This window comes from Achromobacter sp. LC458 (assembly GCF_001005835.2).
GTDB classification, from domain to species: Bacteria; Pseudomonadota; Gammaproteobacteria; order Burkholderiales; family Burkholderiaceae_B; genus Achromobacter; species Achromobacter spanius_B.
The window spans coordinates 128,790-152,949 of record NZ_LBHW02000004.1; the positions used below are offsets into that span (position 1 = coordinate 128,790).

The 24,160-nt window shown below is 59.9% G+C and carries 25 protein-coding genes; 22 read left to right on the forward strand and 3 right to left on the reverse strand.

Annotated features, from left to right (window positions below):
- Nucleotides 1-377: 377 nt before the first annotated feature.
- The 9 genes from YH64_RS05160 to YH64_RS05200 all read left to right on the forward strand — a co-directional run bounded on the left by YH64_RS05160 (nt 378) and on the right by YH64_RS05200 (nt 8,092).
- Nucleotides 378-983 (forward strand): lytic transglycosylase domain-containing protein, encoded by a 606-nt coding sequence (locus tag YH64_RS05160; protein WP_046803183.1) that lies wholly within the window; start codon nt 378-380, stop codon nt 981-983.
- Nucleotides 983-2,038 carry a CpaF family protein gene (locus YH64_RS05165; protein WP_006216144.1) on the forward strand — a complete coding sequence of 352 codons (1,056 nt, stop codon included), beginning with the start codon at nt 983-985 and terminating at the stop codon, nt 2,036-2,038. Before YH64_RS05160 ends, YH64_RS05165 begins: the two co-directional genes overlap by 1 nt.
- Complete coding sequence (locus YH64_RS05170) at nt 2,031-2,405, forward strand: hypothetical protein (RefSeq protein ID WP_006216145.1); 375 nt, start codon at nt 2,031-2,033, stop codon at nt 2,403-2,405. The genes YH64_RS05165 and YH64_RS05170 overlap by 8 nt, the downstream gene beginning before the upstream one ends.
- Before the next feature lie 4 nt (nt 2,406-2,409).
- Entirely contained in the window at nt 2,410-2,742 is a 333-nt protein-coding gene (locus tag YH64_RS05175; RefSeq protein ID WP_006216146.1) for a VirB3 family type IV secretion system protein, read from the forward strand.
- A complete protein-coding gene (locus tag YH64_RS05180) occupies nt 2,733-5,366 on the forward strand; it encodes a VirB4 family type IV secretion system protein (RefSeq protein ID WP_006216147.1) in 2,634 nt (877 codons plus the stop codon). The genes YH64_RS05175 and YH64_RS05180 overlap by 10 nt, the downstream gene beginning before the upstream one ends.
- A complete protein-coding gene (locus YH64_RS05185; protein WP_143215254.1) occupies nt 5,350-5,994 on the forward strand; it encodes a hypothetical protein in 645 nt (214 codons plus the stop codon). Before YH64_RS05180 ends, YH64_RS05185 begins: the two co-directional genes overlap by 17 nt.
- 145 nt (nt 5,995-6,139) lie before the next feature.
- Nucleotides 6,140-6,766 (forward strand): hypothetical protein, encoded by a 627-nt coding sequence (locus YH64_RS05190; protein ID WP_232294641.1) that lies wholly within the window; start codon nt 6,140-6,142, stop codon nt 6,764-6,766.
- A 32-nt stretch (nt 6,767-6,798) separates the two neighbouring features.
- Complete coding sequence (locus YH64_RS05195; protein WP_006216150.1) at nt 6,799-7,071, forward strand: hypothetical protein; 273 nt, start codon at nt 6,799-6,801, stop codon at nt 7,069-7,071.
- A 1-nt stretch (nt 7,072) separates the two neighbouring features.
- Entirely contained in the window at nt 7,073-8,092 is a 1,020-nt protein-coding gene (locus YH64_RS05200; RefSeq protein ID WP_006216151.1) for a type IV secretion system protein, read from the forward strand.
- Between the two features lie 5 nt (nt 8,093-8,097).
- On the opposite strand, the gene YH64_RS30070 is transcribed toward YH64_RS05200, so the two are convergent.
- A complete protein-coding gene (locus YH64_RS30070) occupies nt 8,098-8,259 on the reverse strand; it encodes a hypothetical protein (RefSeq protein WP_006216152.1) in 162 nt (53 codons plus the stop codon).
- Nucleotides 8,256-8,468, reverse strand: a complete 213-nt coding sequence (locus tag YH64_RS05205) for a hypothetical protein (protein ID WP_006216153.1) — start codon at nt 8,466-8,468, stop codon at nt 8,256-8,258. Before YH64_RS05205 ends, YH64_RS30070 begins: the two co-directional genes overlap by 4 nt.
- A gap of 246 nt (nt 8,469-8,714) precedes the next feature.
- Here YH64_RS05205 and YH64_RS05210 point away from each other — a divergent pair, with 246 nt between their 5' ends.
- The 13 genes from YH64_RS05210 to pilM all read left to right on the forward strand — a co-directional run bounded on the left by YH64_RS05210 (nt 8,715) and on the right by pilM (nt 22,674).
- Nucleotides 8,715-9,524: a VirB8/TrbF family protein gene (locus YH64_RS05210; protein ID WP_006216154.1), complete on the forward strand. Its 810-nt coding sequence runs from the start codon at nt 8,715-8,717 to the stop codon at nt 9,522-9,524.
- Complete coding sequence (locus tag YH64_RS05215; protein WP_006216155.1) at nt 9,524-10,495, forward strand: TrbG/VirB9 family P-type conjugative transfer protein; 972 nt, start codon at nt 9,524-9,526, stop codon at nt 10,493-10,495. Before YH64_RS05210 ends, YH64_RS05215 begins: the two co-directional genes overlap by 1 nt.
- Entirely contained in the window at nt 10,492-11,805 is a 1,314-nt protein-coding gene (locus YH64_RS05220; RefSeq protein WP_052945932.1) for a TrbI/VirB10 family protein, read from the forward strand. Before YH64_RS05215 ends, YH64_RS05220 begins: the two co-directional genes overlap by 4 nt.
- Entirely contained in the window at nt 11,806-12,798 is a 993-nt protein-coding gene (locus tag YH64_RS05225; protein ID WP_006216158.1) for a TcpQ domain-containing protein, read from the forward strand.
- Entirely contained in the window at nt 12,795-14,543 is a 1,749-nt protein-coding gene (locus tag YH64_RS05230) for a PilN family type IVB pilus formation outer membrane protein (protein ID WP_006216159.1), read from the forward strand. Before YH64_RS05225 ends, YH64_RS05230 begins: the two co-directional genes overlap by 4 nt.
- 4 nt (nt 14,544-14,547) lie before the next feature.
- Complete coding sequence (pilO2, locus tag YH64_RS05235) at nt 14,548-15,876, forward strand: type 4b pilus protein PilO2 (protein WP_006216160.1); 1,329 nt, start codon at nt 14,548-14,550, stop codon at nt 15,874-15,876.
- Nucleotides 15,866-16,381 carry a type IV pilus biogenesis protein PilP gene (gene pilP / locus YH64_RS05240; RefSeq protein ID WP_006216161.1) on the forward strand — a complete coding sequence of 172 codons (516 nt, stop codon included), beginning with the start codon at nt 15,866-15,868 and terminating at the stop codon, nt 16,379-16,381. Before pilO2 ends, pilP begins: the two co-directional genes overlap by 11 nt.
- Nucleotides 16,382-16,387: 6 nt before the next feature.
- The gene (locus YH64_RS05245; RefSeq protein WP_006216162.1) at nt 16,388-18,094 is read left to right on the forward strand and encodes a GspE/PulE family protein; all 1,707 of its coding nucleotides are present in this window, start codon (nt 16,388-16,390) and stop codon (nt 18,092-18,094) included.
- Nucleotides 18,081-19,130 (forward strand): type II secretion system F family protein, encoded by a 1,050-nt coding sequence (locus tag YH64_RS05250; RefSeq protein ID WP_081451494.1) that lies wholly within the window; start codon nt 18,081-18,083, stop codon nt 19,128-19,130. The genes YH64_RS05245 and YH64_RS05250 overlap by 14 nt, the downstream gene beginning before the upstream one ends.
- Before the next feature lie 49 nt (nt 19,131-19,179).
- Nucleotides 19,180-19,743, forward strand: a complete 564-nt coding sequence (locus tag YH64_RS05255; protein ID WP_039882440.1) for a type 4 pilus major pilin — start codon at nt 19,180-19,182, stop codon at nt 19,741-19,743.
- Nucleotides 19,743-20,738, forward strand: coding sequence for an ATPase, T2SS/T4P/T4SS family (locus YH64_RS05260; protein ID WP_006216165.1), 996 nt, complete (start codon nt 19,743-19,745; stop codon nt 20,736-20,738). Before YH64_RS05255 ends, YH64_RS05260 begins: the two co-directional genes overlap by 1 nt.
- Complete coding sequence (gene pilV, locus YH64_RS05265; protein ID WP_232294642.1) at nt 20,735-22,015, forward strand: shufflon system plasmid conjugative transfer pilus tip adhesin PilV; 1,281 nt, start codon at nt 20,735-20,737, stop codon at nt 22,013-22,015. Before YH64_RS05260 ends, pilV begins: the two co-directional genes overlap by 4 nt.
- A gap of 206 nt (nt 22,016-22,221) precedes the next feature.
- The gene (pilM, locus tag YH64_RS05270; RefSeq protein WP_006216168.1) at nt 22,222-22,674 is read left to right on the forward strand and encodes a type IV pilus biogenesis protein PilM; all 453 of its coding nucleotides are present in this window, start codon (nt 22,222-22,224) and stop codon (nt 22,672-22,674) included.
- Nucleotides 22,675-23,173: 499 nt separating this feature from the next.
- On the opposite strand, the gene YH64_RS05275 is transcribed toward pilM, so the two are convergent.
- A complete protein-coding gene (locus tag YH64_RS05275; RefSeq protein WP_006216169.1) occupies nt 23,174-23,635 on the reverse strand; it encodes a DUF3577 domain-containing protein in 462 nt (153 codons plus the stop codon).
- Between the last annotated feature and the right edge of the window lie 525 nt (nt 23,636-24,160).

Here is a 24,160-nt window from a genome sequence, read left to right on the forward strand (position 1 = left end):
AAGCATTTGCGCCTTTTGAGGGCACCTGTTTTAGTGCCCGGCCTTTGGGTAAGCCCCTTCCCCTTCGTAGCGTTTAGTTTCGTTTCTCACAAACGACGAAACACAAGCGTCGCATATTTTTGCAACTACTCGTGAACGTCGTGAACCGCAGGGTAGCTTTTGTTGGCAAACAAGCACGTTTAAAAAAGCCGCTTTAGCACGCAAGCCACATCAAAACAAGCGGGCCGCTACCGTAACGTTTGGATTCTCTTTAATTCACCAAGTGCCAACTTCTGTGGGCGAAGCGAAAGTTCAGCCGTCGGCTTCCCTCGTTGCCGATCCGCTGGCTTACCCGCTGGGCTCAATGCCTGGCGGGCTTTTTTCCTTCAAGGTGCGACGTGCAGCTCCAACCCCGGTTTCGATTCGCCGCAGCCATCGCGATATGGGCCCTGCTGTCTTCCCAGGCGCACGCCGACTGCATTGCTGCCGCCGCCGCTTATCACCGAATTGACATCCAGCTCCTGCAAGCCATCGTGATGCAGGAGTCGTCTGGGCGGGCTGAGGCGGTCAATTGCGCGAATGCAAACGCTTCATGCGACTACGGCCTCGCGCAGATCAACAGCATCCACCTTGAACGCCTAAACCGATTCGGGGTGTCCAAGCAGGACCTCTTCAACCCATGCGTCTCCGCATATGTGGGCGCCTGGATTCTGGGCGAGAACTTTGACCGACTAGGTGTCACCTGGGACGCGGTCGGCGCGTACAACGCGGCTAGTCCGGCCAAGCGAGCTGCATATGCCAACAAGATTCAGGCGAAGCTCAACGCAATTCGAGCCGGCACGCTAGTACCCGTACACGTCCCCTTCTCGCCACGAGCGGTCATTGCGCAGACAGCGGGCAGGTCACCGTCAGTTTCGACCACCGCTTCCAACGCCGCCGAAGACCTGTCTGCACAGACCTCAGCCGCGGGGTCAATTGTTCGAAATGAAGAAGAGGCACGCTAATGGACGCATCCACTAGCTACGCCGAGGGCATCCTGCGGCAACACCTGAGTGCCATCGAGCCTTACCTCACCTCCAATGAAGTGAACGAGGTAATGGTCAACGCGGCAGACGACATCTGGGTAGAAGAGCGTGGCGTCATGCGCAAAGTGGACGCTTCCCTGAGCGAAGAACAGGTCGACCGAGCAATCACATTAATTGCGAGCAAGAACGGCAAGGCGAATTCGCCCCTGCTCGACGCGCGCTTGCCAGGCCTTCGTATTGCCGCCGCGCGAAAACCCACTGCTCTTCGAGGATCAATGCTCTGCGTACGCCGATTTGCGGCGAGGCGGATCTCCCTGGAAAGCTACGTGGAGAGCGGCGCCTTCGACGTGGTCAAGCAGGATCCGTCGCAATCCGCAACCGACCAGCAAGAGCAGGCATCCCTCAAGCACGCCATGCGGCATGGCGGCGGTGCACTCCGCGACTTCTTCCAATGGGTCATCGAGCGGCGGCACAACATTGTCCTCAGTGGCTCCACCTCCGCTGGCAAAACAACGCTCCTTAACGCCCTACTCGACCTTGTGCCCAGCTCGGACCGGGTCATCACGGTAGAGGACACCGCCGAGCTCCGCTTGAACGTACCCAATCACGTCGGCCTTGAAGCGAACCAGGCACTTGGCGTCAGTGTGCGCGACCTAGTCCGCCTCAGCCTTCGATGCCGGCCAGATCGAATCGTGCTGGGAGAGGTTCGCGGCGCCGAGTCCTTTGATCTATTGGACGCCTTAAACACTGGGCATCCGGGCAGCCAGGTATCGCTGCACGCCGACTCCAGCGCGATGGCTCTGCCCCGCTTGGAGTCGATGCTGAGGATGGCACCAGAAACACAGAACTGGCCTCTGCATGACCTCCGCCGCCAGATCGCGTCCACATTCAGATTCGTTGTCCACGCCCAGCGCGTCGGCTCATCCAGAGGCCCGCGTGAGATCAGAGAAATCCTGGGCGTCGATTCGAATGGGTTGTATCAGACCCGCTTGTTGTTTTCGAAAATCCAACTCCAGGACCAACACTATGAATAGCCCCCGATTGAACCAGCTCCGTCAATGGTTCCGTGGTCGCGCCCTCGCCAAGCCGGCGGACAAGCTGCTACTGGCCGGTTATGCCGCGAGCGCACTCGTTGCGCCGTCCCCTGCGTTTGCACAGTCCAGCATCTTCGGGGGCCGCCTGTGCACCGCGTTTCAAGCGGTCGTGAACAACGAGCTGATCTCGGTCGTTGTCCTCGTCGCCTGCGTCGGCGCGATCTTGATGTGGCTGCTCGATGACGGTCAATCGAAGGTAAAGGTGTTTGCTCTGCGACTGGCCGGCGGCATTGCGTCGATCTTCGGCATCGCCACCATTGTCGCGCTCGTATCCGGGCGGAATCTGATGTGCACCATCGGCGCTTAAGGCAATGGAAGAACGCGACCCAGTCGACGAGCTAGAGGTGGAGGTCGACCAGGCCCTCATCGAAAAGCGGCGCATCATCGGCCTCGATCGACGAGCTGCCGGCGCGTTCCTGTTGCTTGCGCCGCTAGTGGTGCTTATCAGCCGCAGCTTCTGGATGGCGCTCATAGCCATACCGATGTACCTCGGCATCCGCTATGTGATGCGCAAGGATCCAGACAAGATCGACGTGTACCAAGCCTACAAAACTCAACACGATCACTATGTTCCCCGCGCTACACGCACTCAGAAGCGAAACAAGCGCCCGTTCGGCTTCGGCAGGGACTTCCCATGCTACTGACTGAAAAAGACGGCTACCTGCTCGATGCCGGCACACTTGGCGAAATCGAATCAGCGCGAACACAAGGTTTGGCGTCCACTGCCGAACTGCTTCCGTGGATGTTCCGCTACAACGAGCAGGTCGTCGTCAACAAAGATTCGGCGTTGATGGCCTGCTTTGAGTACACCGGCCCAGACACCGACAGCCAGTCGTCAGCACAGTTGCTGGGGCTCATGCACCAGGCTGAACATGCCTTCCAGGTTGCGAGCCGCAACCCGCTGACATTTTGGTTCATCACGCATCGACGCCGGAGCGACCCCTACGCGCCCGCCTCAATGCCTGACCCATACTCGCAGATCGTCGAAGACGAGCGCAGCAATGCCTTCAAGACAAAGTCGAACTACATCAATCGACACTACCTTGCCATTGCCTTAAGTGCCTCCGCAGGCCTGGACCGTGTGGCAGGACGGTTCTTCCATGCTATGGCACATGAAAAGGTGGGCCCGTTCCGCGCAGTTATGCACGCTCTGCGCGGGATCTGGTCTGACCAAGCTGACTTCGCCTACACCTCCGTGGAGCTGGCGGCCGCCGTGAAAGACTTCGAAGAACAGCTCACCCGCTGGAGGGCCAGTCTACCCGCCTTGACTCTCACACGCCTGGCCGGCGAGGAGCTTGGCGGGTTTCTCGCGTCCTGCGCCGCCCCAGCGGCACCCCGCCGCGCGTCGGTCGCCATGGTCGACTTTCTCGACGAGTCCATGTCTCACGGGGAGGTCATTCCCGCCGAAGACTACATTCTTTTCAAGGCTGAGGGCCGCAAGCGCATTGGCGTGGTTACAGCGATACCCGCCGCTCATCAGTTCTACCCGGCACGCCTCCGGCCGCACGCGCTGGACGATCTACTCAAGGTCCCCGGTGAACTGACGATCAGCCACGTCTATCGAATTCAGGACGCCGACGCCAGCGCCAGGATGATCGACCAAATGGGCTCGTACCACCGCACGAACGCACTCGACCTGCGTGCACTGGCTGCGGTTGCCGCGAACTCCGGAGATCCTAACTACGCTCCGCGCGAGGACAAGGGCCGAGTTGAAGCCGCTGACGAAACGGAAGACTTAAAAAAGGGGGTAAGCCGCGGAAAGACCTCCTACGGACAATACACCCTGAGCGTCACATCGCTATCGGCTCCATTCCACAGCGACCAAGTCGAGGAGTGGGACGCCGCCATGGAGCAGGCTCGAACGACGGCCGGAAAGGTCGGAGACGCGCTGATCGGCGCGAAGTTTTTACCCCTGGTTGAGACCTTGGGCGCGCTGTCTAGCTGGACGGCATCCATACCGGGCGCCTGGCGCGATATTGCCCGCTGGGCGCCTTTGCGAGCTGCCGTAGTAGCACGCGCCGTACCTCTTCGAACGGTGGCCCAAGGCTCGAAGGAGAATCGCCACCTGGCCGCTACGATGAAACAGCCGTCGCCGGCCTTGGCTGGGCTGCCGACCGATTACGGCACGCCGTACTTCTGGACTGGCTTCTATCACGATATAGGACACACGTTGGTGTCTGGTGAAACGGGCTTGGGAAAGACCACGATCGTCAATCTGGGGTGGACACTGTTCCGGAAATACCTCGGCTCTGACGTCTTTGTCTTCGACAGGACGTTCTCAAGTCGCATTCCCATCATGATGCAAGGAGGCGTCTACTGCGATCCAGAAGACTCCAGCGAAGGTCGACTGACTGTCAATCCTCTGTCCCTCATCGGCGACGTCCGACACCTGAAGTTCGTCAAGGATTGGATCTGCATGCTCGCTGAGCGACGCGGATATGTGGCAACGAGCGCCGACCGCGAGGAGCTCGAAAAGGCGATTCTGGCGACACGCCAACTGAAACGGAAGGACTGGCGGCTGCACGCGGTGCATGTGCAGCTCTCCGTAGGTTCGTTCCAGAACGCCCTTTCCGAGTGGGTCGGCGAGGCCTTGAACGCGCGCTGGTTCGACAATGCTTTGGACATCTTCGACGAGATCGCGGCAGGTCGCGCGGCCGCCGTGCTGGGCATAGAAATGGGAAAGCTCTTGGCACAGCCCGATGTCCTCATCCCTTACCTCATCTATTGCTTCTATCGCATCCAGGATCGAATCGAGAGCCGCCGCAACTCGGGCCTGATCGCCCCGACGTTCATTGGGCTGCCCGAGGTGTGGGGATTCCTGGAGGAACCAGTCTTCGCGCGCAAGCTCGCCGAGTGGATCGACACCCTTCGAAAGCTTCTCGGATGTGTGTGGATGGACGCACAGTCGCCAGAGCGATACATCAACTCACCGATCTACGCATCAATTCGCGACAACGTGCCGAACCGCATCATCCTGCCGTACCCCGCGGCAAAAACGTCTCCGTCTCTGCGCAAGGCGTTTACCGAGCTGGGCTTGAACCCGCAACAGATCGATCAGTTGGCGGAAGGGACGCCCAAACAAGACTACTTCCTGACGCAGAAAGACGGGTTCATGCGCAAGGTCGCTTTGAGGTTGGATCCACGCTCGTTGGCGGTGCTACGAAGCGAACTAGACGCCCAGGCGCTGTTCGATCACCACAGAGCGTCCGGCCGGCAAGACTGGCGCGAGGCATATTTTGAAGAGGTTGTCCGTGGATCAAATCCGTAAATCCGTTGCGCGGCTGATGGCCGCGCTGCTGTTGCTCACGGGCGCCCTGCCCGTCACCGCTGCTCTGCCGCAGCTTCCAGACACGTCCGAATATGAGCCCGGCGGTTCGGAATGGGGATGCGGCGTGCTGTTATGCCTTGCCGGGCTTAAACCGCCGAGCCAATGCAGCGGCTACCTCAACCGACTCTGGCGTGTTCTCAACGCGATTCCTCCGGGACCGTTCCCCACCTGCGCGATCGCTGGGGCAAACAACTACGCCAAGAAGTCGCGCGAGCCCTATGACCTTTGTCCCGAAGGCCACGAGCCGGCGCGGCGCGGCCAGGTCGTCGCCCAGGGCACGCCTACCGGCGAGACCAAGCCATTTCGTCCCAAATATCTACTCCAAGGCACCTACGCCACATCAGAGCCCACTACCGATGAGGGCAGCGGGCCCGGTGAACGCGCGTGCGTGAGCGGATACGTTGGCCGTTACGACGTCTGCGACAACTGCGGACCCGGCGGTGACGCTGGCGGTGGAGTCCCGACCACCGTCAACGTCTACAGCAGCGTCGTGTGGTTGCCCTACAAGGGTCCCCGTGCGATCGACGTCATCATCGATGGCGCGATCTACAACCGTGTTCACTACTAAGGTACCGACTATGCACTCTCCCTCTCGCAGGACGGCCCTCCGTGCTGTCGCAGCTGTCGCGTTGACTTGCATTGGGACCGCATCTAGGGCGTCGGGGATTCCGACGTTCGACGGCGCGAACTTTGCACAACAGCTGCTGAGTGTGATGAACCAAACTCAACAGCTCACGCAGCAGACCATGATGGTGAAGCAAAACCTCACGAACCTGCAGAGCCTGGGCGGAAACGTCCTCAGCCTGGCCGAACAGGCATATGGCGGTCAGGGGGTCGCGATGCGGGACCTCGCTTCCAGTGTCTCCGATCTATACCAAGCCGGAGCGCAGCTCCAGCGAATGTACGACAGTGCAAGTGCCGAGATGAAGTCTCTCGACATGACTCCCGAGCGCTGGGGAACGGCTTACGTCCACCTGGCGCAAACCAAGGGCGGCGCGTACCGCAAGCAGCTCGATCAGGACTTCGCCACCATGGAGGCGTTTTCCTCCCGAGCGGCCAATCTTCGGCAGTTGTCGCGCCAAATTCCCGGAATCGAAGGCAACGTGCAGGGCCTGCAACTGCTCAATCAGCAGTCAAGCGTACTCGCCGGTGAGCTTCTTGAAATGCGCAGCCTAATGCAACGCCAGGTCGTGCTCGACCTGCAGGACCGCGCGACCAAAGAGGACCTGAACAAGCTTTCCGTGGAGGGCGCTCAGCAGCGGTACGACGCGGTGGCCAAGGAGGCCGCGAACAAGCGCTCGGCGATCGGAAAAATGCAAAGTCTCGATTTCGGTCTGTAGCGATGACGGGTAAGCCTCTCCGAAGGGTACTTATGGCCCTCTGCCGCAGCCGCCGCGAGCTCCGCATCGTATGCAAGGAACGCCGCCGCTACCGCGTGGAGATAGCAGCACGCGGGCGCCTCGACCACAAGCCGATGCGGGCGGCTGCGAAGTCAATGCGGTTGTCGCTTGCCATCGCGATCGTGCAAATCGACTGTACGTCCCCAAACGCGCTTGCCGGCTTTATCGCCGTCTTCTTCGTGTCGGCCGCGCTCTTTGCGCTCGACGCGGGAGTGCGCGCCCTCGGTTGGCAATTCGGAGGCTGACATGGACGTCGCCGCTCTATTCAATCAGGCATTCTCCGCAGTAAACACGGCCGGTTTCGCAATGGCCGATATCTTTGCGGAAGAGGGCCGGGTCATCCTGGCTGTAGGCGCGGCGGGGACCGGCATCTGGTTCCTGCTGCGCGACTACTTTCTCGCCAGCGACACCGTCAAGTTCCTTGTGAGCCTGTTCAATCTGGTCCTGCGGATGGGTGTGGTGCTGGTGATTGTCCAGAGCATGAACGGCGTCCCGCGGGACATGTTCGTCACCGCGACCCAGGAGGCGGCGACCAAGATTACTAAGGGTTCAGCCAACCCTGTGGAAATCCTGAAGCTGACGATGGACACCATCTCGCTTATTGCCGACGGCAAGCGAAAGGAGTCAGAGAAATCGCTGTACTGCAAGATGCACGGTGGCTGGTCGCTGAACCCGTTGGACTGGATCATTGACTCGCGACCTTCCGAGTGTGTCAGCAAGGATGAAATCGGATTCTTTGAGATTCTGAAGAACCTGCCGATCATCCTGGTGATTTTCCTTTGTCAGGTTTTGGCGATCATCGCGATGGTGCTTATGTCCATTGCGTTCATCGTCGTCCTGCAGATGTCGTACGTGATGCTCCAGCTCGGCCTCGCACTCGGTCCATTGCTCGTCGGACTATCGATCATTCCCGCGGTGTCGTTTCTCTTCGACGGCTGGCTACGGTTCATGATCGCTGCGTCTCTGCAACAGCTAGTCGCGTGGTTCGTGGCCGTCCTCGTGACAAAGGGAATTGTGCCAACTCTGGTCGGCTTTTACGACAAGATTGACAGTAGGAAAGAGGCTGATCTCTATTTTGCTTCGAACGAGATTGCGATGATCGCCATCGCCCTACTCGGGTTCATTGCAGCCTTCATGATGTGGCAAGTTCCAAATCTCGCACAAGGCTTGGTCTCGGGCGGGGGGTCAAACGCACAAAGCTTTGGACGCGGAATGGTGGGCCGGGGTATGGCCGCGAAGATCTTGCGAAGCGGAGGCAAGCGATGAAGTGCTCAGCCTTCGCGCAGCTCCCGGTCCCACTCTTCTTCCCACTCTTTGTCGAAGCGGTCGGCGTACGTCTCGCCTGCGTTATCGGCACGGCCGGACGAGGCGTACCCCTTCATGAAGGCGCGTGCCATAAGCGCCAGAACAACGATGCCCAAAAATCCACTCATTTCTTACCTCCAGCAGATGCGTTTGCGGGGCAATCCATGCCCGCCAGGCAAAGCGGCGTCATCTGCTTGATGGCCTCCCGCTTGGCGACGCTCGACTGCTCAATCGACGTCGCAGCAGCGGGACCCTGCGGCTTCTGCAGTGCGAAGACCGCCGCGCCGCCTGCAATTGCGATGGCTGCGACAAGCAAGACGATTTTTGCTTTGGACACGGAAGACACCCCATACGTTTCTTGTTCGATGGATCCGAGTCTACCAAACGGCAACTCGAATCACTCTGGTATGGAGGGCCTCCCCAAGGGTGCCCTGCCCGCTGGTGTGGCCGACATTTCTTGCGGCCAAAGATCGAACTCACGCCATCAGTTTATCCCTTCATACGGACTTTCTTCAAGAGATAAGTGCATCCTCCGATTCCAGAGCCGGATGCGCACGCTTAACTCACATCGCCGAGCCTAACCATGCCCTTCAAACTCACGGGCCGATTCTTGCGCCGCCGTCGCCCTGACCTGCGTCCCTTAGAAACTGCGGCTCCAGCCGCAACGCAGGTCGCCACGCCCGAATTCGATACGCACGCCCTGCCTCTGACCGAACGCGCACACCGTCTCTACTACGCGGTGTTTCAACGGCCATTACAGCAGGCCGACCGCTCAGCGCTCGTCGCGTTCGCGTTCTTCCTATTGGCGCTTATTGAGGGCATCGCGCTTTATCAGTTGGTGCCGCTTAAGCAACAGACGCCCTACTTTGTGGAGTGGGATTCGCGATCCGGCGCGGTCTGGATCTCCGACCGCGTTGCCGAGCGCTTCACGCCTGAGACTGCCAACAAGACGTTCTTCCTGCGTCAGTGGGCTACCTGGTTGCTAACCATTAAGCCGAATCCGTCCGACTCCATCGACGTGGACATTCCAAAGGCTACGCGTTGGACGATCGGCACCGCGACCGACCAGGTCACGAACTACTTCTCCAAGGTCGACCCGATCGGGGTTCGCATTGCCGATCAACAGGGCCTGACGCGAGAGGTCACCGAAAACTCGACGACATACAGCGTCGACGGCAAACAGGCCTACATGCTTCTCACCCTACAGGAGCGAGTCAATGGGAAGGAATTCGGAGAACCAAAGACAAAGCTTCTGACGATGCGGTTCCTTCTCTCGACCGACAAACAGGCGATCGACGAACAGCGTTCAAACCCACTCGGCGTCAAGATCGAGTGGTGGACGCTCACAGACTATTTTGGCCCCACAAGCGTCCGAATTCAGGGAGCTCAGTAATGCGTCACGCCCTTTCCCTCATTGCGACGATTGTTGGCCTGCTCTGCATCGGGGCGCCAGCGCACTCACAGGAAAGTGACGTCCGTACGGAAGTCGCGCAGGCTCAGAAGCGCGCCAGCACAGGCCCGAACGCAGCGGTTCCTATGCCGCTCGATGCTCGATTGGTCACGTTCAACTTCGATCGTGACTACGACTATCCCGTGCTCATGCGTCCATTCACGATGGTTCACCTTGAGTTCGCGCCAGGCGAGATTCTCAAGGGGTACTACGCATCCGATACCAGCGCGAGCCGCTGGACCTTCAAGCCTGCGCGGACTAAGCGTGACTTGTTCGTGATGTCGAAGGGCGACAACCTGCTCAATACTGCAACGATCATCACGAATCTTCGAACCTACCAAGTGACGTTTGTATCTGCCTCCAAGGGCTCCTACTACAAGCGCGTCAATTGGGCTGGAGACGCAGATCAAGATCTCGCCGCAGCGGGCTTCGACACATTCGGCGGTAACGGGCCTATGCCGAGCCGGACAAATGGGCCGATGGGTGGATCAGAATGGGACGCGCCCGCGCCCTCCCCTTCCCGCACGTCGCCTTCAGCTCGCGCCGACCAAGGCAGCCGGCCGGCGGACATCGTCGACATCTCCAAGGCGAATTTCGACTATCGCATTGATGGCAGTGCCCCGTTCAAGCCGGCCATGGTGTTCGACGATGGCAAGTTCACCTGGATACAGCTTCCCGCTGACGTACAAGAAATTCCCGCCATCTTTGCACTCGGCGCTGACGGTACAGCAGAGCTCGTCAACTTTACCGTGCGCCGCAACTACTTCGTGGTTCAGCGCCTATTCCCCGACGGCGCGCTGCTGAAGCTGCGGAAGGATGAAGTCCGCATCTTCAACCGCCGCGGCAAGGCATGTGGTCTCTTCGGCTGCGGCGTCTCCGGCGTCAAGAACCTGAACAACGCGACATATCAATGAGCGCTCAAACCACCACAACGAACGGCCCGGCGCCCCAACGCCGCACTGCGGTGTCGCGTGGCCTAATTAAGATCGTGCTGATCACCTTCATCGTGGTCGTATTGGGCTTCGTGCTTGTCCGACGAATCGCAGGAATAGCGCCCGAGTCCGCTGCAGAGGCCCGCGCGAAGAAGGAGGAACAGGAGCGCGCCGCAAAAGAGGCGGGCAACCCCTTCGCGGTGCAGCGGCTGATCGCTGACCAGCTTCGCGACCGGCTGGCCAGAAACGATGATGAAGCGCCACCTCGCTCACAAGCGCCGGCACAACAGCCGGCAGCGGAGGCTTCTAACCTCACGCCGACGCGCACAGAGGCCGATGCCAAGCGCATCGAGGACCATCGCAATACGACGGCAGTTGCACAGCACGAAGACCTTTCGGGTATTGAAATAGGCTTCTGGGAGGCACAGGACCAGGACGAGCCCGCCAGGTCTCCCCCAATTGCAACGACCAACCCTGATAGCGCACTCCGCGATGTTGCAGCGGTCGCTGCCGCCGCCGGCATTGACACCAGCGGCTTCGCACCCCCGGCTGCTGCCCGGATGCAGTCTGGCGGCCAGTCGGCCAACACGGTTGGCCAAGTCGTCGGGCCGCAGGCCAATCCGGCCCGCCCAAGAGGTGGTGCAGGCGACATCAAGTCGCCCTTGTTCGCGTCTGCAGCTCCATCGCCCTACTACATCCGGGAGGGTTGGATCATTCCCGCAGTGATCCAGCAGTCCTTGAACACTGACGCCCCTGGAACCTTCCGCGCCATGGTGACCTCGGACGTCTACGACAGCCTGCGCGGAGAGCACCTCCTGATTGAGCGAGGCACGGCACTAACCGGCGAGGTCAGTACGGACATCGCCGAGGGGCAGAGTCGCATGATTATGTCCGTCAACCGAATGGACTTCCCGAGCGGCGGCCGAGTCGCGCTTGGGGGCTGGGACATCTCCGATCGCACTGGCGCCGCCGGCATTGCCGCGAAGGTTGACGACCACTTCTGGGAGCGATTCGGTAGCGCATTCGGGGTCGCAGCAGTCGCCGCCCTGGCGGGTCGGTATGACAACAGCCAGAACGTGACCATCAACGTGGGCAGTGGAAGCTCGAATAACGGCAATGCAACGTCCACGCTTACCGGGACGGCGGGGCAGGCTCTCAGCGACACCGTCCGCCAAATCCTCCAACGCAATCAATCGATCAAGAGGACTCTCACGCTTGAACCTGCCGACAAGATCAACATCGTCGTCGCGCGAGATCTCGTGCTTGACCCGAACATAGTCAGGAGCTACTGAATGCAGCAACGCCTCACCCATCTACTCGCGACTGCATGGGTCGCGCTGCTAGCGCCAGCCGCAACCATGGCACAGCCGGAGATTGCGGCCCCAATCCCCGCTGTCTACGAATTCAACTGGAAGCAATCCGGAGACAGTGGCATATCGCCCGTGCAGATCTTCGATAACGGACAGCGGGTCTATCTGCAATTCGCCCCTGGCACCGAGATCCCCGCCATTTTCGCCGATGCTCCGGGCGGCAGAATCCTGCTCGCATGGGAGTCGCAGTCACCCTATATCGTCGTGCCTCATATGGAGTCGCGTCTGGCGTTCAGGCTTGGCAAGCGAGAGGCGCTCGCGTGGCGTGCGGGCCTCCCGCCTGAAGGCAGCTATACCGGTATGGCCACGCCCGCGCGCTTGACGGGCAGCGCAGCGACGCCGGCGACGAGAGAACAGTTGGCATTCCGGCGCACAGCGGCCGACGCCGCTGCAGGGCCCGATCCCTCGTATCGGCCCATCGTTGTTTCCATGCCCCCCTTGCAAGCGCCCGTTAAAGCTCCCGCCCAACCTATTGTGGCCTCTGTCCCGGATGGCTCTAGCCTGTCCGCATTCATGAGCGCCGCGATCGGCGGGCCGCTACTGACCCAGCTGGCGGCCGAGCCTGGACTCGCCGCCAATGCCGCTGCGCCAGCAGTCGCCCCGCCCTCCGCCATTGCAACCGTTGACGTGAGCACGGTCGCGGCAACTCCGGCTCCGCCGCCCGATCGGTCCTGGCAAGCCGAAGTCGGAAAGACCGTTCAGCAAACGCTCGACGCCTGGGCGCAGGAAGCTGGCTGGCAACCCGTGAAATGGCAGCCCGATTACGACTACGTCATCGAGGCCCAGGCTTCCTTCCGAGGCGAGTTCTTGGATGCAGCCAACGATCTGCTTTCAGCGTATGACGCAGCGAAAAGGAAGTTCCGAGGGCTCGCATATCGGGACAACAAGGTACTGGAAGTGTGGGAGAAGAAATGATGAAGAAAGCACTCGTCTTCGCGATCGCCGTAACGACAGCTCTATCCGGATGCGCCCTGCAACGAATCAAAGATACCGAGGCTCGTGTAGACGATGCCTACGGCGAGCACGCCGCCAGCGCGGAAAGCCTGCGCAAGACGCGCGATCGGGCTGTGGAAGTGATCGATCGTCCCTGGGTGTCCAAAACGCCCATCAGCCGGCCGTCTGCTGCCGCGTATCCCGCACCCCTGCAGTGCCCGATCACGTTCGTGCCGATGGCACCTATCAGCGTCTTTGAGTTCGGGCAGACGGTCACTGCGTTATGTGGGGTCCCCGTGCGAGTCACGCCTGACGCGATTGCGGCCCTGAGCGGTGGCTCCCGTGCGGCCAGAGCGCCAGACATGACCCCACCTGGCGCCAACGGTGGCCCCATGCCGCCAGGTGGAGTCAGCGCGCTCGGTGGCGCGGCGGCGGCGCCCTCGATGTCGGCGCGCGACACGACGATCTCCGGCATTCGGTGGGACGGCAAACCCCTCCCCGGCCTGCTGGACGCCATCACCGCCCGACTCGGGCTCAGTTGGACCTTCCGCGACGGCACGGTCCTGATCCACTACTTGGACACCAAGGTCTTCCGTGTGTACGCGATCCAGTCTAAGACCAACATGCAGTCTGTCGTCCAATCCGGCACGCAACTCGCATCTTCTGGTGCCGGTGGCCAGGGCGCCACTGGCGCCACCTCGTCCTCTGGCGCAGGCGGCAGCACAGTGTCCGGGGGATCCACGCAGACCACTATGGTCTCGATTGAATCGAACCTGGCAGAAGACGTAGATCGGATGGTCAAGAGCATGCTCACGCCAGGCCTGGGGCAATCGAGTCTGTCGGTAAGCACCGGAACCATTGCCGTTACCGACACGCCTGACGTGCTCGCCCGCATCGCGGCGTATCTGAAGACCGAGAACCGGAACATCACACGGCAGGCTCTCTTCAACATCACCGTGGCGGTCGTGCAGCGCACGGAGACCGACGACCAAGGGCTGGACTTGACCGCCGTATACAAGTCGCTCAACGGCAATTATGGAATTACGGTCGCCAACGCATTTACCGCCGCTTCCAGCGCTGGCTCAGCCTCGATAGGCATTCTGGACACCGCGACTGGCACGGCGGGCCAATTTGCCGGATCAAAAGCCATTCTCCGGGCCCTATCGAGCCAGGGTCGCGTGTCCATCGTGACGCAGCCATCTGTAACCACGCTGAACTACCAGCCAGTTCCTGTTCAAGTCGCAAAGCAGACAAGCTACCTGGCCGCCGTTTCCAACACCGCCACGGCTCAAGTGGGCTCGACGTCGGCACTAACGCCCGGAACGGTCACGACGGGCTTTTCGATGGATCTTCTGCCGTTCATGATCGACAGCGAACAGATGCTCCTTCAGTTCACGATGAATCTGTCGACCGATCCGCGCTTGCGCACTGTCACGAGCGGCGACAACTCGATCGAAGTGCCCGAGGTAGACAGCCGGATCTTTTCTCAACGCGTGCGCTTGCGCTCCGGCCAGACACTAATTCTCTCCGGCTTCGAGCAGAACGTGGACAGGGGCAACAGGAGCGGCATGTTTAGCCCGTCAAATTGGCTCACCGGAGGCGGTGGCTCGACCAACAACCGGCGTGAAGTGGTGGTGATCCTCATCACTCCGATTGTTCTGGAAGATGACTCCGCGTTCGACGAGGGCGCCGGCGCAACCGGCGCGCTCCAAGCAAGAGCGAGCTGAGGTCATGGGTCCGAACCAAACCGCGGCCGGTACCGTCACGGTCATATCTGCCGACGGAAAATTTCTCGTTTCTGGTCTGTACTGGCAAACGCTCTCTCAACCCCAGAAAGTTATGAAGGAGGCCAGGGAGATCGGCAGACGCGACGGTATGGACATCGTCGCGATACGTCGCCTTCCTACGATCATTCAGGCTGGCTTTGTTCGTAAACAAGCCGGCGTGCAAAAGGGCATGTTCAGTCTGGCCTCGATCGTGGCGGACCTGCTCCTTCGTAAAGATGGGCAATCCACCCTTGATCCGTTGATCGCCGCCTTTGCTGTGGGCGACGGTCGATTCGCTATTGTGGCGTTCAAAGATGGCGGGGTCGTCCCGGACTCCGATGTCGTTTTCGCTTCCCTGCCGCTAGCGCAGGAAGCTATTCGCGCGCTTTATGCGTTGCTCTCGTCGAAAGGCAAGGAAGTCACCGTCTACGCGCCCGCAGAGCTTGAATTTGGTGGGGATTCATCGGTCACCCTGGAAGCCCTCGCGCGTGCCGCTTCGCGTACCCACAAGCTTAAGCCTCTTCGGTTCGGCCTTAGCCGCCGCGAATGGATCCTCTTGGGCGCTGCTTTGGTCGCAATAATTGTCGCGCTTGTCGCCTACCAAACTTGGCGCCAGCACCAGCTAGAACGCGAAGAGCAGCTCGAACGGCAGCGAGAAGCCGAGCTCGCGCGAATTCTGAAGGACAGCGGCCAGGATGTGCTGCCTGCAGCTTTGGTTCACCCCTGGACGACGACACCATCGGTGCAGGCCATGATCTCCCACTGCCGTGCCGCCGCTAGGTCCACGCCCCTGTACCTGGCAGCATGGGAGCTGCAAGGTCATAACTGCACACCAAATGCCTACGAGGCGGCATATGTGCGCCAGCCTCGCGCAACCGTCTTGGACTTCAGAGCGGCCGCCGCCGTCGCCTTCCCCACGGGTTCTACGGTGTCCATCCAGGCAGACGCAGACCAAGCGACAGTGCACGTCATTTCGCAAGCGCCGGCCGGAGGCGATGACGAGATGCAGGACGTCCACTTCCGGGTGGACAACCTCGTTTCGCACCTCCAGAAGCAGCTGATTTCAATCAAGGTCGCTCCAAAGGCTCAGCAGACTCACGGCGCGTCGGAGAGCCAGGTGGCCATGCCGCCTCCGGACTGGAGCACCGCGACCTTCGAAATCAACTCAGACTGGCCCGCAGTCTCCATTTTTGATGGCTTCGATACGCGGGGCGTTCGTCTGCTGGAGCAGTCTACGACCATCAAGGAGAGCAAGCTCTCCTACACGCTTAAGGGAGAGATCTATGGAAATTAATAAGAAAACTGCGCTTATCTGGGCCGTAACCCTGCTGCTTGCCCCAGCCTTCCACGCATCTGCGCAGACAGCACGCACACCAGACCAAAGCCCTTCGACCGCGAACACGCTGGCGGATCTCACGGAGATTCAACTGCGGAGGCTGACCTATGAAGCCCTAACGGGGATGAATGAAGCGAAGCTCGCCTACGAGAAGACCTCCCGCGTCGAAGACCGCAGCGCGTCCGGCGTTCCCACGGTTCGATCTGTCCAAGGGGTCGGAGCACAGCTCTCCGCGGTACTGGTCTATGTCGGCGGCGCTCAGGCAACCGCGCGCGCCGGCGAGGACGTGCCTGGCGGATACCGAGTGAAGTCGGTGTCCGTGGATCGCGTAGTCCTTACGCGCAACGGCCAGGACCTGCGACTTGGGTTCTCGGCAGCTGCCCCGCAAGGCACATCAGATGGCCCGGCTCGTCTCAGCTCTCCTTTCCCGGGCGCTGCGGTGCCCTTTCAACCAGGTAGGTAAGCGCCGATGGACACGACGATCCATGCCCCCAATTCTCCCGTTTCTGATGGCGATGCGCTCGCGCTGCCCGCAGGACCGCTACGCCGCATCCAAAACCTGAGCGCTGTAGGTGCGGACTGGCAAGCGCCCGAGTACGTTATCGACCGGGTCGTTCTTGCCGATGACGGCATTCTTTACTTGGATGAAGAGCACAGCGACGACATGCGGGTCATGTCGTACATATCGCGCCTGCGTCTTAACCGCGTGACGTTTGAGCAGCGGAAGGTCAGCCATTCGGAAATGAAGCGCCTGCAGCAGTCTGCCAAGGACGGCGCGTCGTTGTCGATGGCCGAGGGCCAGGGAAACGCCAAGACCGCCCAACAAGAGCAGATCAATCGAATGATTTCCGAGGCGGCCCGCCTTGGTGCAAGCGATATCCACTTTCTGCCAGACGTGGAAAAGACCTATGTGAAGTATCGGATCAACGGTATCCCAGAGGCGAGGTTTACCCTCGACCGAAGCGTTGCCGAAGACCTGGTGTCGACGCTGTACACGTCGATGTGCGAAAAGCCCGACAACTATGAGCCGTCCCGCAAGCAGAACGCGCGCCTAATGGAGCGTTACGCTCGTCAGTCCGGGCTGTTTGTCTGCCGAATCGCGACCGGCCCGGCCGCACGAGGGCGAAAACTCGTCATTCGTCTTTATCCCGACACAGGCGACACACCGAAGTCTATGGGCGAACTGGGGTTCTTGCCCGAGCAGTGCGCGCAAATACGCCAGTTCGCTCGCAATACGTCTGGGATCGTATTGGTGACCGGAACCACGGGTTCAGGAAAATCCACCACGTTGAATCACTACCTCAAGCAAGCGCTCCTGCAGTCGGATGGTGAACTCATTATCGCCACGGCTGAAGACCCCGTTGAGCAGCCTATCCGCGTGGTCACCATCCGCAATGGCGCCGAAGTCGTCTATGTCGCAGTGCAAGAGCCAATCATTCCTGCGGGGACCAGTGAAGAGGACGTGGAAGCCGCTTGGGTGGACGCCATCGATCACATGCTGCGGTCTGACCCAGACTCGATATTGATTGGCGAGATCCGCGGCAAAGCCTCGGTCCGGTCTGCGATCCGCGCAGCGCTCACCGGACACCCCACTCTCGCCACCCTCCACGTCAAGGACGCTATCAGTGCGTTTGACAGGTTGGAAGACTCGGGCGTGCCTCGAAATTTGCTTACCGATCCCACCTTGTTCATCGGCATCATCAACCAGGCGTTGGTACCGGTGCTGTGTCCGCACTGCAGCATCCCCTTTTCTGACGGCGAAGCCACTCTGGATCAGGGGCTGCGTGATCGCGTAAGACGGTTCTGCGATGTGTCGGGCGTTCGTGTTCGGGGTGCTGGCTGCCCCAATTGTCGCCGCGGCCTGGTCGGACGCACCGTATGTGCGGAGGTCGTGTCTCCCAATCCTGCATTAATGGCGGTCTATCGCAAACACGGGACGTTTGCAGCTCAGAAACATTGGGTTCAAGAAATGGGGGGAATAACACAATGCGCGCACTTGATCCGCCTGATCGAAGCTGGGCGGGTGGACCCCGACCTTGGGGAGCTCATGGTTCGGCCACTGGACAGCGATGACTGGCTCAACGAGGGGGTAGTGCTACGCACATCCATCGCCTCTAGGCGAGGCTCACACAAGTCCATTTCCCGTCGCTGGAAGGCTCACCATGGCAAAGCTTAGCTCAGGGCGTCGTATGGTGATCTACCGCACTCTCTACGCGATGGCACGGTCCAAAGTACCAGTCTTCGACGCCTTGGTGGACATTCAGAAGGCCCACAGCCGCAACGGACGTCGCCCAAAAGCCGTTATCGCCGTGTTTGCACATGAGGTGCTTGTCCGCTTGTCCAGCGGAATGAGCGGCGATCGTTTTGCCGAGGCCTTTGAAGGTTGGCTTCCCGCCACCGAGATCTCCATGTTGGCCTCCGCTCAGAAGGCGGGCGCCATCGCCACGGGATGCGAGGATGCGATCAAACATATTAAGCGCCAGGCGCGCGTCCGAGCGGCCATTATTGGCGCCGTCGCTTATCCAGCAGTAATTCTGACGATGGCGACTGTCCTCCTCACTTTTGTCTCATTCAAGGTGGTGCCCGTCTTTGCGAGGGGCTCTGACCCAGCGACTTGGACTGGGTACACGGCCTTCGTCTACTGGATGAGCGAGACAATCCGGCACTACGGGCTCTTCCTGTTGGCCGGACTCATCGGCTTAGTCTTAGCCATCCGCTGGTCGTTACCCAACTGGACAGGCCCGCTTCGGCAGGCAGTTGAGTGCCTTCCGCCTTGGTCCACTTACAAGACCATGCAGGGCGCGATCTTCTTCTCGAATCTCGCCATTCTGCTCAACGCAGGCGCGGACCTACTGCAGACCATGGTCCATATTCACAAGCACGCAAACCCGTGGCTGAAACAGCGCCTGCAAGACACGATGTACGGCCTAAGCATGGGCAAGAACTTGGGGGTCGCCTTAGACCTCGCGGGGCACAAGTTCCCGGACGAAGAATCGATTGCCTACATCACGACCATCGCCTCGCGCGAAGGCTTCGCCTATGCGCTCTCCGAATTCGCGACCAATTCGGCGGAGGGAGCAGCCGTCCGCCTTGAAGCGTCGGGGAAGGTCATCTTCTTCCTTGGTTTGATTGGTGTTACGGCGCTTGCCGCGCTGATCTTCTTAGGGCTATTCGGCCTGCAGACCGCCGCCATGGGCGATCGCATTCTCTAACTGCGCGCGTTACGCGTGTCGCACAACCACTCTCGATCTGGAGCAACAAATGACTACTACCCAGCAGTCCGCATTTTCCCCGTCGCCTGCCAATCTTGATTCGGCGCCCCACACAGCAATCACGGGCACCGCCGGCCACGCACTTCCACATGCAGGCACGCCTCTCGCTCGCCAAGCGGGCGCGTCCGTCGCCGACTTTCTGGCCTGGATGCTGCTGGCAGTCCTTGTCGCCGGCGCGATCTTCGGCGGCTATTACGTCCTCAACAAAGACACTGAGAACAATACTGAGGCTCAGAATATCGCCCAGCTCGTTAAGGGCGCCAAGCTACTGCGAGACATAAGCGGGTACGGCAATGTCACTACCGCTGCACTTCAGGCCGCGGGCGCCATTCCGAGCAACATGATCGGAGCGACGACGGGCACTCTGTACCACAGTTGGAACGGGGAGGTAACAGTCGTCGGATCAGCCACGCAAGTCGTGATCACGTATAGGGCCGTTCCGAGCAGCAACTGCATACCTCTGCGGGCCAATCTCTCACGGACAGCACAATTCGTCAGCATGACCAACTGCCCAACCACGGGCAACGTCGACTTCGTAATGACCGCCCGCTGATGGAAACCGTGCCCGTTACCTTGGAGCAGGCCACCAGCCTGCTGGATCTGAGCTTCGTCGACATGATCATCGGACCCGACTACGCCGAGCTTCGCGAATTGGAAGGAAGCCCCTCTCTATCGGACAAGGTCCCGGGTCACCTGCAGGCGGACGTCAGCTTGCTGCGTCAGCAATGCAGGCAGGCACTTAGAACTCTGACTAAGTCAGAGTTCACCGCCACCTTGGGCGAGGAGAAATTCAGGGTCACGCAACTCTTCGATGTGGACTCACAAGACATATTTATCTTGGCCCGAGCAGACGTGAAGACCAGGCCGCTGAAGTCGCTTGGTATGGCGGATCGGCTGTTCAATCATTTAACGCAGCCTAAGCTCAGTGGGCTTATTGTCGTGTCCGGTGGCATGCGCCATGGAAAAACATCTACAGCCGATGCGATCTTCATCGATCGTCTTGAGCGGCATGGTGGGCTGGGGATCGCACTCGCGGACCCACCAGAAACGTCGTTGAACGGCATGCACGGCAGAGGACGCGCAATTCAGATTGAGGTCGCACGCGAGCACGGGGGCTATCAAGAGCAGCTTATGCGGGGGCTACGGTCCCGAGCGAACATCTTCTATCTTGGAGAGACTCGGGACTCACCATCCGCAATCGAGGTCGTCCGGGTTAGCGGCAACGGGTGGCCCGTGCTAACCACGCTGCACGCCGATAGCCCAGAACTGACGTTCACAAAGCTCCAATCGCTATGCGGTGGATCTGGCGCGACAGTCGATTCGTTCAACGCGATGCTGGCGGACAACATCAGCGCCGTGATCCACCAACAGCTTGAAACGGTCAAGACAGCCACTGGAAGTGCCAAACGCCTTCAAATCAACTGGCTGGTGCTGGACGGCAAAGAAGACACTGCCATCCGCGCGAAGATCCGCAAAGGGGACTTTGCGGGCCTGAACACAGAAATCGCAGCGCAGAAGGCTGCCGCGATCTTCGGGAGCAGAACATGAATCGACGTTGTCGGATGGCCACATCTGCACGCAAGCAGGCGGGGTTCACAGTATTGGAGGGAACACTGGTGCTCCTTCTATTTGCCATTGGCTTGGTAGCCTGGCTTTGGCAGCAAACCGACTATTTGGCCACTCTCACGAGCCGCCAAGCTGCACACCACCAAAAGCAAGTTGGCAACGCCGCAGCGGCCTACGTCAAGAACAACTACGCCTCCCTCCTGTCCGCTACGGCTGGCGGACCGATCACGGTCTCTTTGGACACGATACGACTCGCCGGGAACTTGCCTGCAGCACTACCTCTGCTGAATCCATACGGGCAGGCCTACACGATTGCAGTGCGTCGGGCCTCGCAAGGTGGACAGGACACGCTCGAAGCGCTTCTTGTGACCAGTGGCGTCGACGTGCCTGAGCAGGACGTGCGCCGCACCGCGGCGCTGCTTGACGGAGGCGGGTTCATCCTTGCGCGGCAACCGACAATCGCTCAGGGCTCGATGGGGAGTTGGCGGGTCCCCGTCGCTGATTTCGGGCTGTCGCTGCCTGGTGGGAATCTCGCGACCGCGTTGTTCTTCAACAGCGCTGGGCAGGTGACAGACTATCTGTATCGGAATGCTGTAGCTGGCAGACCGGAAGTTAACCGGATGAACACCAGCATCGACGTCAATGGCAATGACCTCAATAACACGCGCGCGGTTCGCACACAGACGGTTGAAGCATCAGGCAATATCAATACGAAGGGCGCGCTCGTAATTCAGAACGCGGATGGGTCCACCCGTAGCGGCTGGTACACCGCCGGCAATGACGGCTGGCTTCGAGTCCTCAACGACAACCATCTAGTTACCGCCGGCGAAGTCCGCGGCGGAGCGCTACGCTCCATGGGACAAACCTATTCGCACGGCCGGATCAACGCATACGAATACCTCTACGTCGGCGGCGTGGCCAACGAAGGCTGGGCTTGCGACGCAAATGGCTTGGTGGGGAGGACGGGAAATGGCGAACCACTGTTTTGCCAATCCGGTGTGTGGCGCGCGCCGACTACTTCGCTCATGACGGTGCCTGGTACGAGCTGCCCGGCAGGCCTAACTGCCATCATGTACTACGGATCGCTCTATAACACCTACAGCGGACGCTCCCCGACTGGCTGGTTCTCGGTGGGAGACATGACGGACTACACGATGGGATGCTCGAATGGAGGTGGAGATGCCGGAGGCACATGCACCGGCGATCACAATATAAACGATCCCGCGCGCGCTTCAATTTCCATGGTTAAGTGCGGCTAAGTTCGGGTAATTGACGCTTTGCATGCTGATATGGAACGGCCGACACAGAGGTGTCGGCACATTGGCTTCCTGGCCAGACACCTTGATGATCTGAATCAACGCTGGTCTATTGCCAATAACGTCACGCGTCCCTGCCCAGGGATTGCTCTCTGGGTTCAACCATGCAATCCAGTTTTGCCCACCCTAACGCCGAAGGACGGCCGTCCATGAGCATACTGATGATCCCACTACTGGCGCTGCTCGCTCTTGTTGCCGCGCTTGCCTCAACGTCCGAGCAAGGGACTCTAGATTTACTGCAGCAACACGAAGCTGTTGCTTCCGGCGGCAGTTTGCGCATCTATGCGAACGCTGTGGCAAGGTTTGCTAAGGCCAACCCCGGCTTCTCAGGGACCGCAACCGCCAGCGCGTTGGACCTGCCGACCTGGTTCAATCCACAGCTTGGGACCAGCAACGTCGTTGCCGCGGGCAGTGCTTACGTCTTCTTCGTGCCCAGCAACGGCGCCGGTGATCTCTATCGCATGTTTCCTGAGGACGAAGTCGGCCTTCCTCTCCTCTTCGGCGTGGCAAGGAACGGCTTTTTGAATTCACCATCTGCCGGCGCGGCCGCGCTCCCGCTCCCGACGGGGATTCCTGAAGGCGCGGTCGTTTACGTGCTGTAAATCAACTGGCGACCACGCACGCGGCGAGCGGCAACAAAAAACCCCCGCCGGGTGTGCCGTACGGGGGTTGGAGCGCTCTTGCGCTAAAGGTGCAAGCGTTATGGGCCGCTGCTGGCCTGGGATGCTGGAGTGGGTTGGCGCCCGAGTAAGCTCAATTGTAGGCTTGCCACAAGCGACGGAATCGCTTCTGGTAAGCCTACTCGGGCTATGTATGCCCCGCTTCGAGCAGGACCTTGAATGGAGGGAGAAGCCGCGGCCGGTTCAGGGCCGCGACGGGTAGCTCAGACTCGATCGAGGAACGCCAATTCACCGAATCGAATGAGGGTGGAGGACACTGCTTTTTTCACCTGGCCTATTCAGCAGCCTAACCAGATACTCGGGATGCGCCTTTTTAAGTGTGGCGCACACTGAACAACCTGTGAAGTTCTCTTCAATAAGCGCCCACGGCGCACATTGAAGAAAACTCCACCTAAGTGGAGTTTCCGGGTTTGGCTAGGACTTAATTATCGTCCGTGCCAGTTCGAACGCCTTCTGCCGAAGCTTCGGGTTCAACGTACTGATAGACCATCACGCCATCGACTTTCGCCATATGGATCTTCAGCAGACGGCCCTTGAGGACCACCCCTGTTTGACCGGCACGCGTGCCGCTCGTGATCTTATAGGTATCGATGTACGGATCGCCGATGGTCACGGACGCCAAGACCTTTCGGTTGGAGTCGTTCGCGGCTTCTTGAAGCTTTTCGCTCATGACCTTGATGGCTTCCTTGCCGACAATCTTGACGTCGCAATTGAGCCAGGTGAGTGAATCCGCACTGCCTTCCTGCGCTTCACCATGAAAGATGCTGATGCTGCACGAAAGGAACGGAGCACCTTTCTTGGGCTTAACTTCGCGAACGCGACGAACATAGCCGAGACCACGAAGGTGAGCATCGAAGTACTTAGGGGTGTTAGCTTGAGCCATGACGGATCTCCTAAAGAAAAGGGGAACCGCCGCCCCAGTCGGGGAGGAAGGTTCCCCGATGGGCTGAAAAGACACTCCTGGTCGCTAGGACCTGCGGTCACCGAATGGTGGAGCCAAACCGCATTGCTACAAAAGATTCCGACATAAGCCGTCGGAGCGCTATCTAGCCGACATCTTACGTTTCAGAAATGAAGAATGCAACGAGATTTGCGCACCGCAGTGCTGTCACTTGGGGCTTAGAAAAGTCCCTTACTGCGGACTCGAAGCCCTGAAGGGCAGTATCGTGGCCGCAGTCGCGCGAGGCGGTGCGAGATCCCGACATGGGTCGATCGCGGTCAGCTCCGACGTCAGCACGAGCTCAACGCAGCGCACTTCATTTCCCTCAGCGTCCAACGATATTGCCTCAACCTCCCTGCTCTCGCCGAGCTCGACAAGGACAGTCACGTCACCAAGGCGGATATGCCGCGCCTGCGTTCCAACGGGACACTTATTCGCCCAAGGAGAAATGATGTTCATCGCCAAAAT

Coding starts and splice junctions, on each gene's coding strand:
- YH64_RS05165 (WP_006216144.1), top strand. CDS start 983: ATGGACGCATCCACTAGCTACGCCGAGGGCATCCTGCGGCAACACCTG.
- YH64_RS05170 (WP_006216145.1), top strand. CDS start 2,031: ATGAATAGCCCCCGATTGAACCAGCTCCGTCAATGGTTCCGTGGTCGC.
- YH64_RS05175 (WP_006216146.1), top strand. CDS start 2,410: ATGGAAGAACGCGACCCAGTCGACGAGCTAGAGGTGGAGGTCGACCAG.
- YH64_RS05180 (WP_006216147.1), top strand. CDS start 2,733: ATGCTACTGACTGAAAAAGACGGCTACCTGCTCGATGCCGGCACACTT.
- YH64_RS05190 (WP_232294641.1), top strand. CDS start 6,140: ATGAACCAAACTCAACAGCTCACGCAGCAGACCATGATGGTGAAGCAA.
- YH64_RS05195 (WP_006216150.1), top strand. CDS start 6,799: ATGGCCCTCTGCCGCAGCCGCCGCGAGCTCCGCATCGTATGCAAGGAA.
- YH64_RS05200 (WP_006216151.1), top strand. CDS start 7,073: ATGGACGTCGCCGCTCTATTCAATCAGGCATTCTCCGCAGTAAACACG.
- YH64_RS30070 (WP_006216152.1), bottom strand. CDS start 8,259: ATGAGTGGATTTTTGGGCATCGTTGTTCTGGCGCTTATGGCACGCGCC.
- YH64_RS05210 (WP_006216154.1), top strand. CDS start 8,715: ATGCCCTTCAAACTCACGGGCCGATTCTTGCGCCGCCGTCGCCCTGAC.
- YH64_RS05215 (WP_006216155.1), top strand. CDS start 9,524: ATGCGTCACGCCCTTTCCCTCATTGCGACGATTGTTGGCCTGCTCTGC.
- YH64_RS05220 (WP_052945932.1), top strand. CDS start 10,492: ATGAGCGCTCAAACCACCACAACGAACGGCCCGGCGCCCCAACGCCGC.
- YH64_RS05225 (WP_006216158.1), top strand. CDS start 11,806: ATGCAGCAACGCCTCACCCATCTACTCGCGACTGCATGGGTCGCGCTG.
- YH64_RS05230 (WP_006216159.1), top strand. CDS start 12,795: ATGATGAAGAAAGCACTCGTCTTCGCGATCGCCGTAACGACAGCTCTA.
- pilO2 (WP_006216160.1), top strand. CDS start 14,548: ATGGGTCCGAACCAAACCGCGGCCGGTACCGTCACGGTCATATCTGCC.
- pilP (WP_006216161.1), top strand. CDS start 15,866: ATGGAAATTAATAAGAAAACTGCGCTTATCTGGGCCGTAACCCTGCTG.
- YH64_RS05245 (WP_006216162.1), top strand. CDS start 16,388: ATGGACACGACGATCCATGCCCCCAATTCTCCCGTTTCTGATGGCGAT.
- YH64_RS05250 (WP_081451494.1), top strand. CDS start 18,081: ATGGCAAAGCTTAGCTCAGGGCGTCGTATGGTGATCTACCGCACTCTC.
- YH64_RS05255 (WP_039882440.1), top strand. CDS start 19,180: ATGACTACTACCCAGCAGTCCGCATTTTCCCCGTCGCCTGCCAATCTT.
- YH64_RS05260 (WP_006216165.1), top strand. CDS start 19,743: ATGGAAACCGTGCCCGTTACCTTGGAGCAGGCCACCAGCCTGCTGGAT.
- pilV (WP_232294642.1), top strand. CDS start 20,735: ATGAATCGACGTTGTCGGATGGCCACATCTGCACGCAAGCAGGCGGGG.
- pilM (WP_006216168.1), top strand. CDS start 22,222: ATGAGCATACTGATGATCCCACTACTGGCGCTGCTCGCTCTTGTTGCC.
- YH64_RS05275 (WP_006216169.1), bottom strand. CDS start 23,635: ATGGCTCAAGCTAACACCCCTAAGTACTTCGATGCTCACCTTCGTGGT.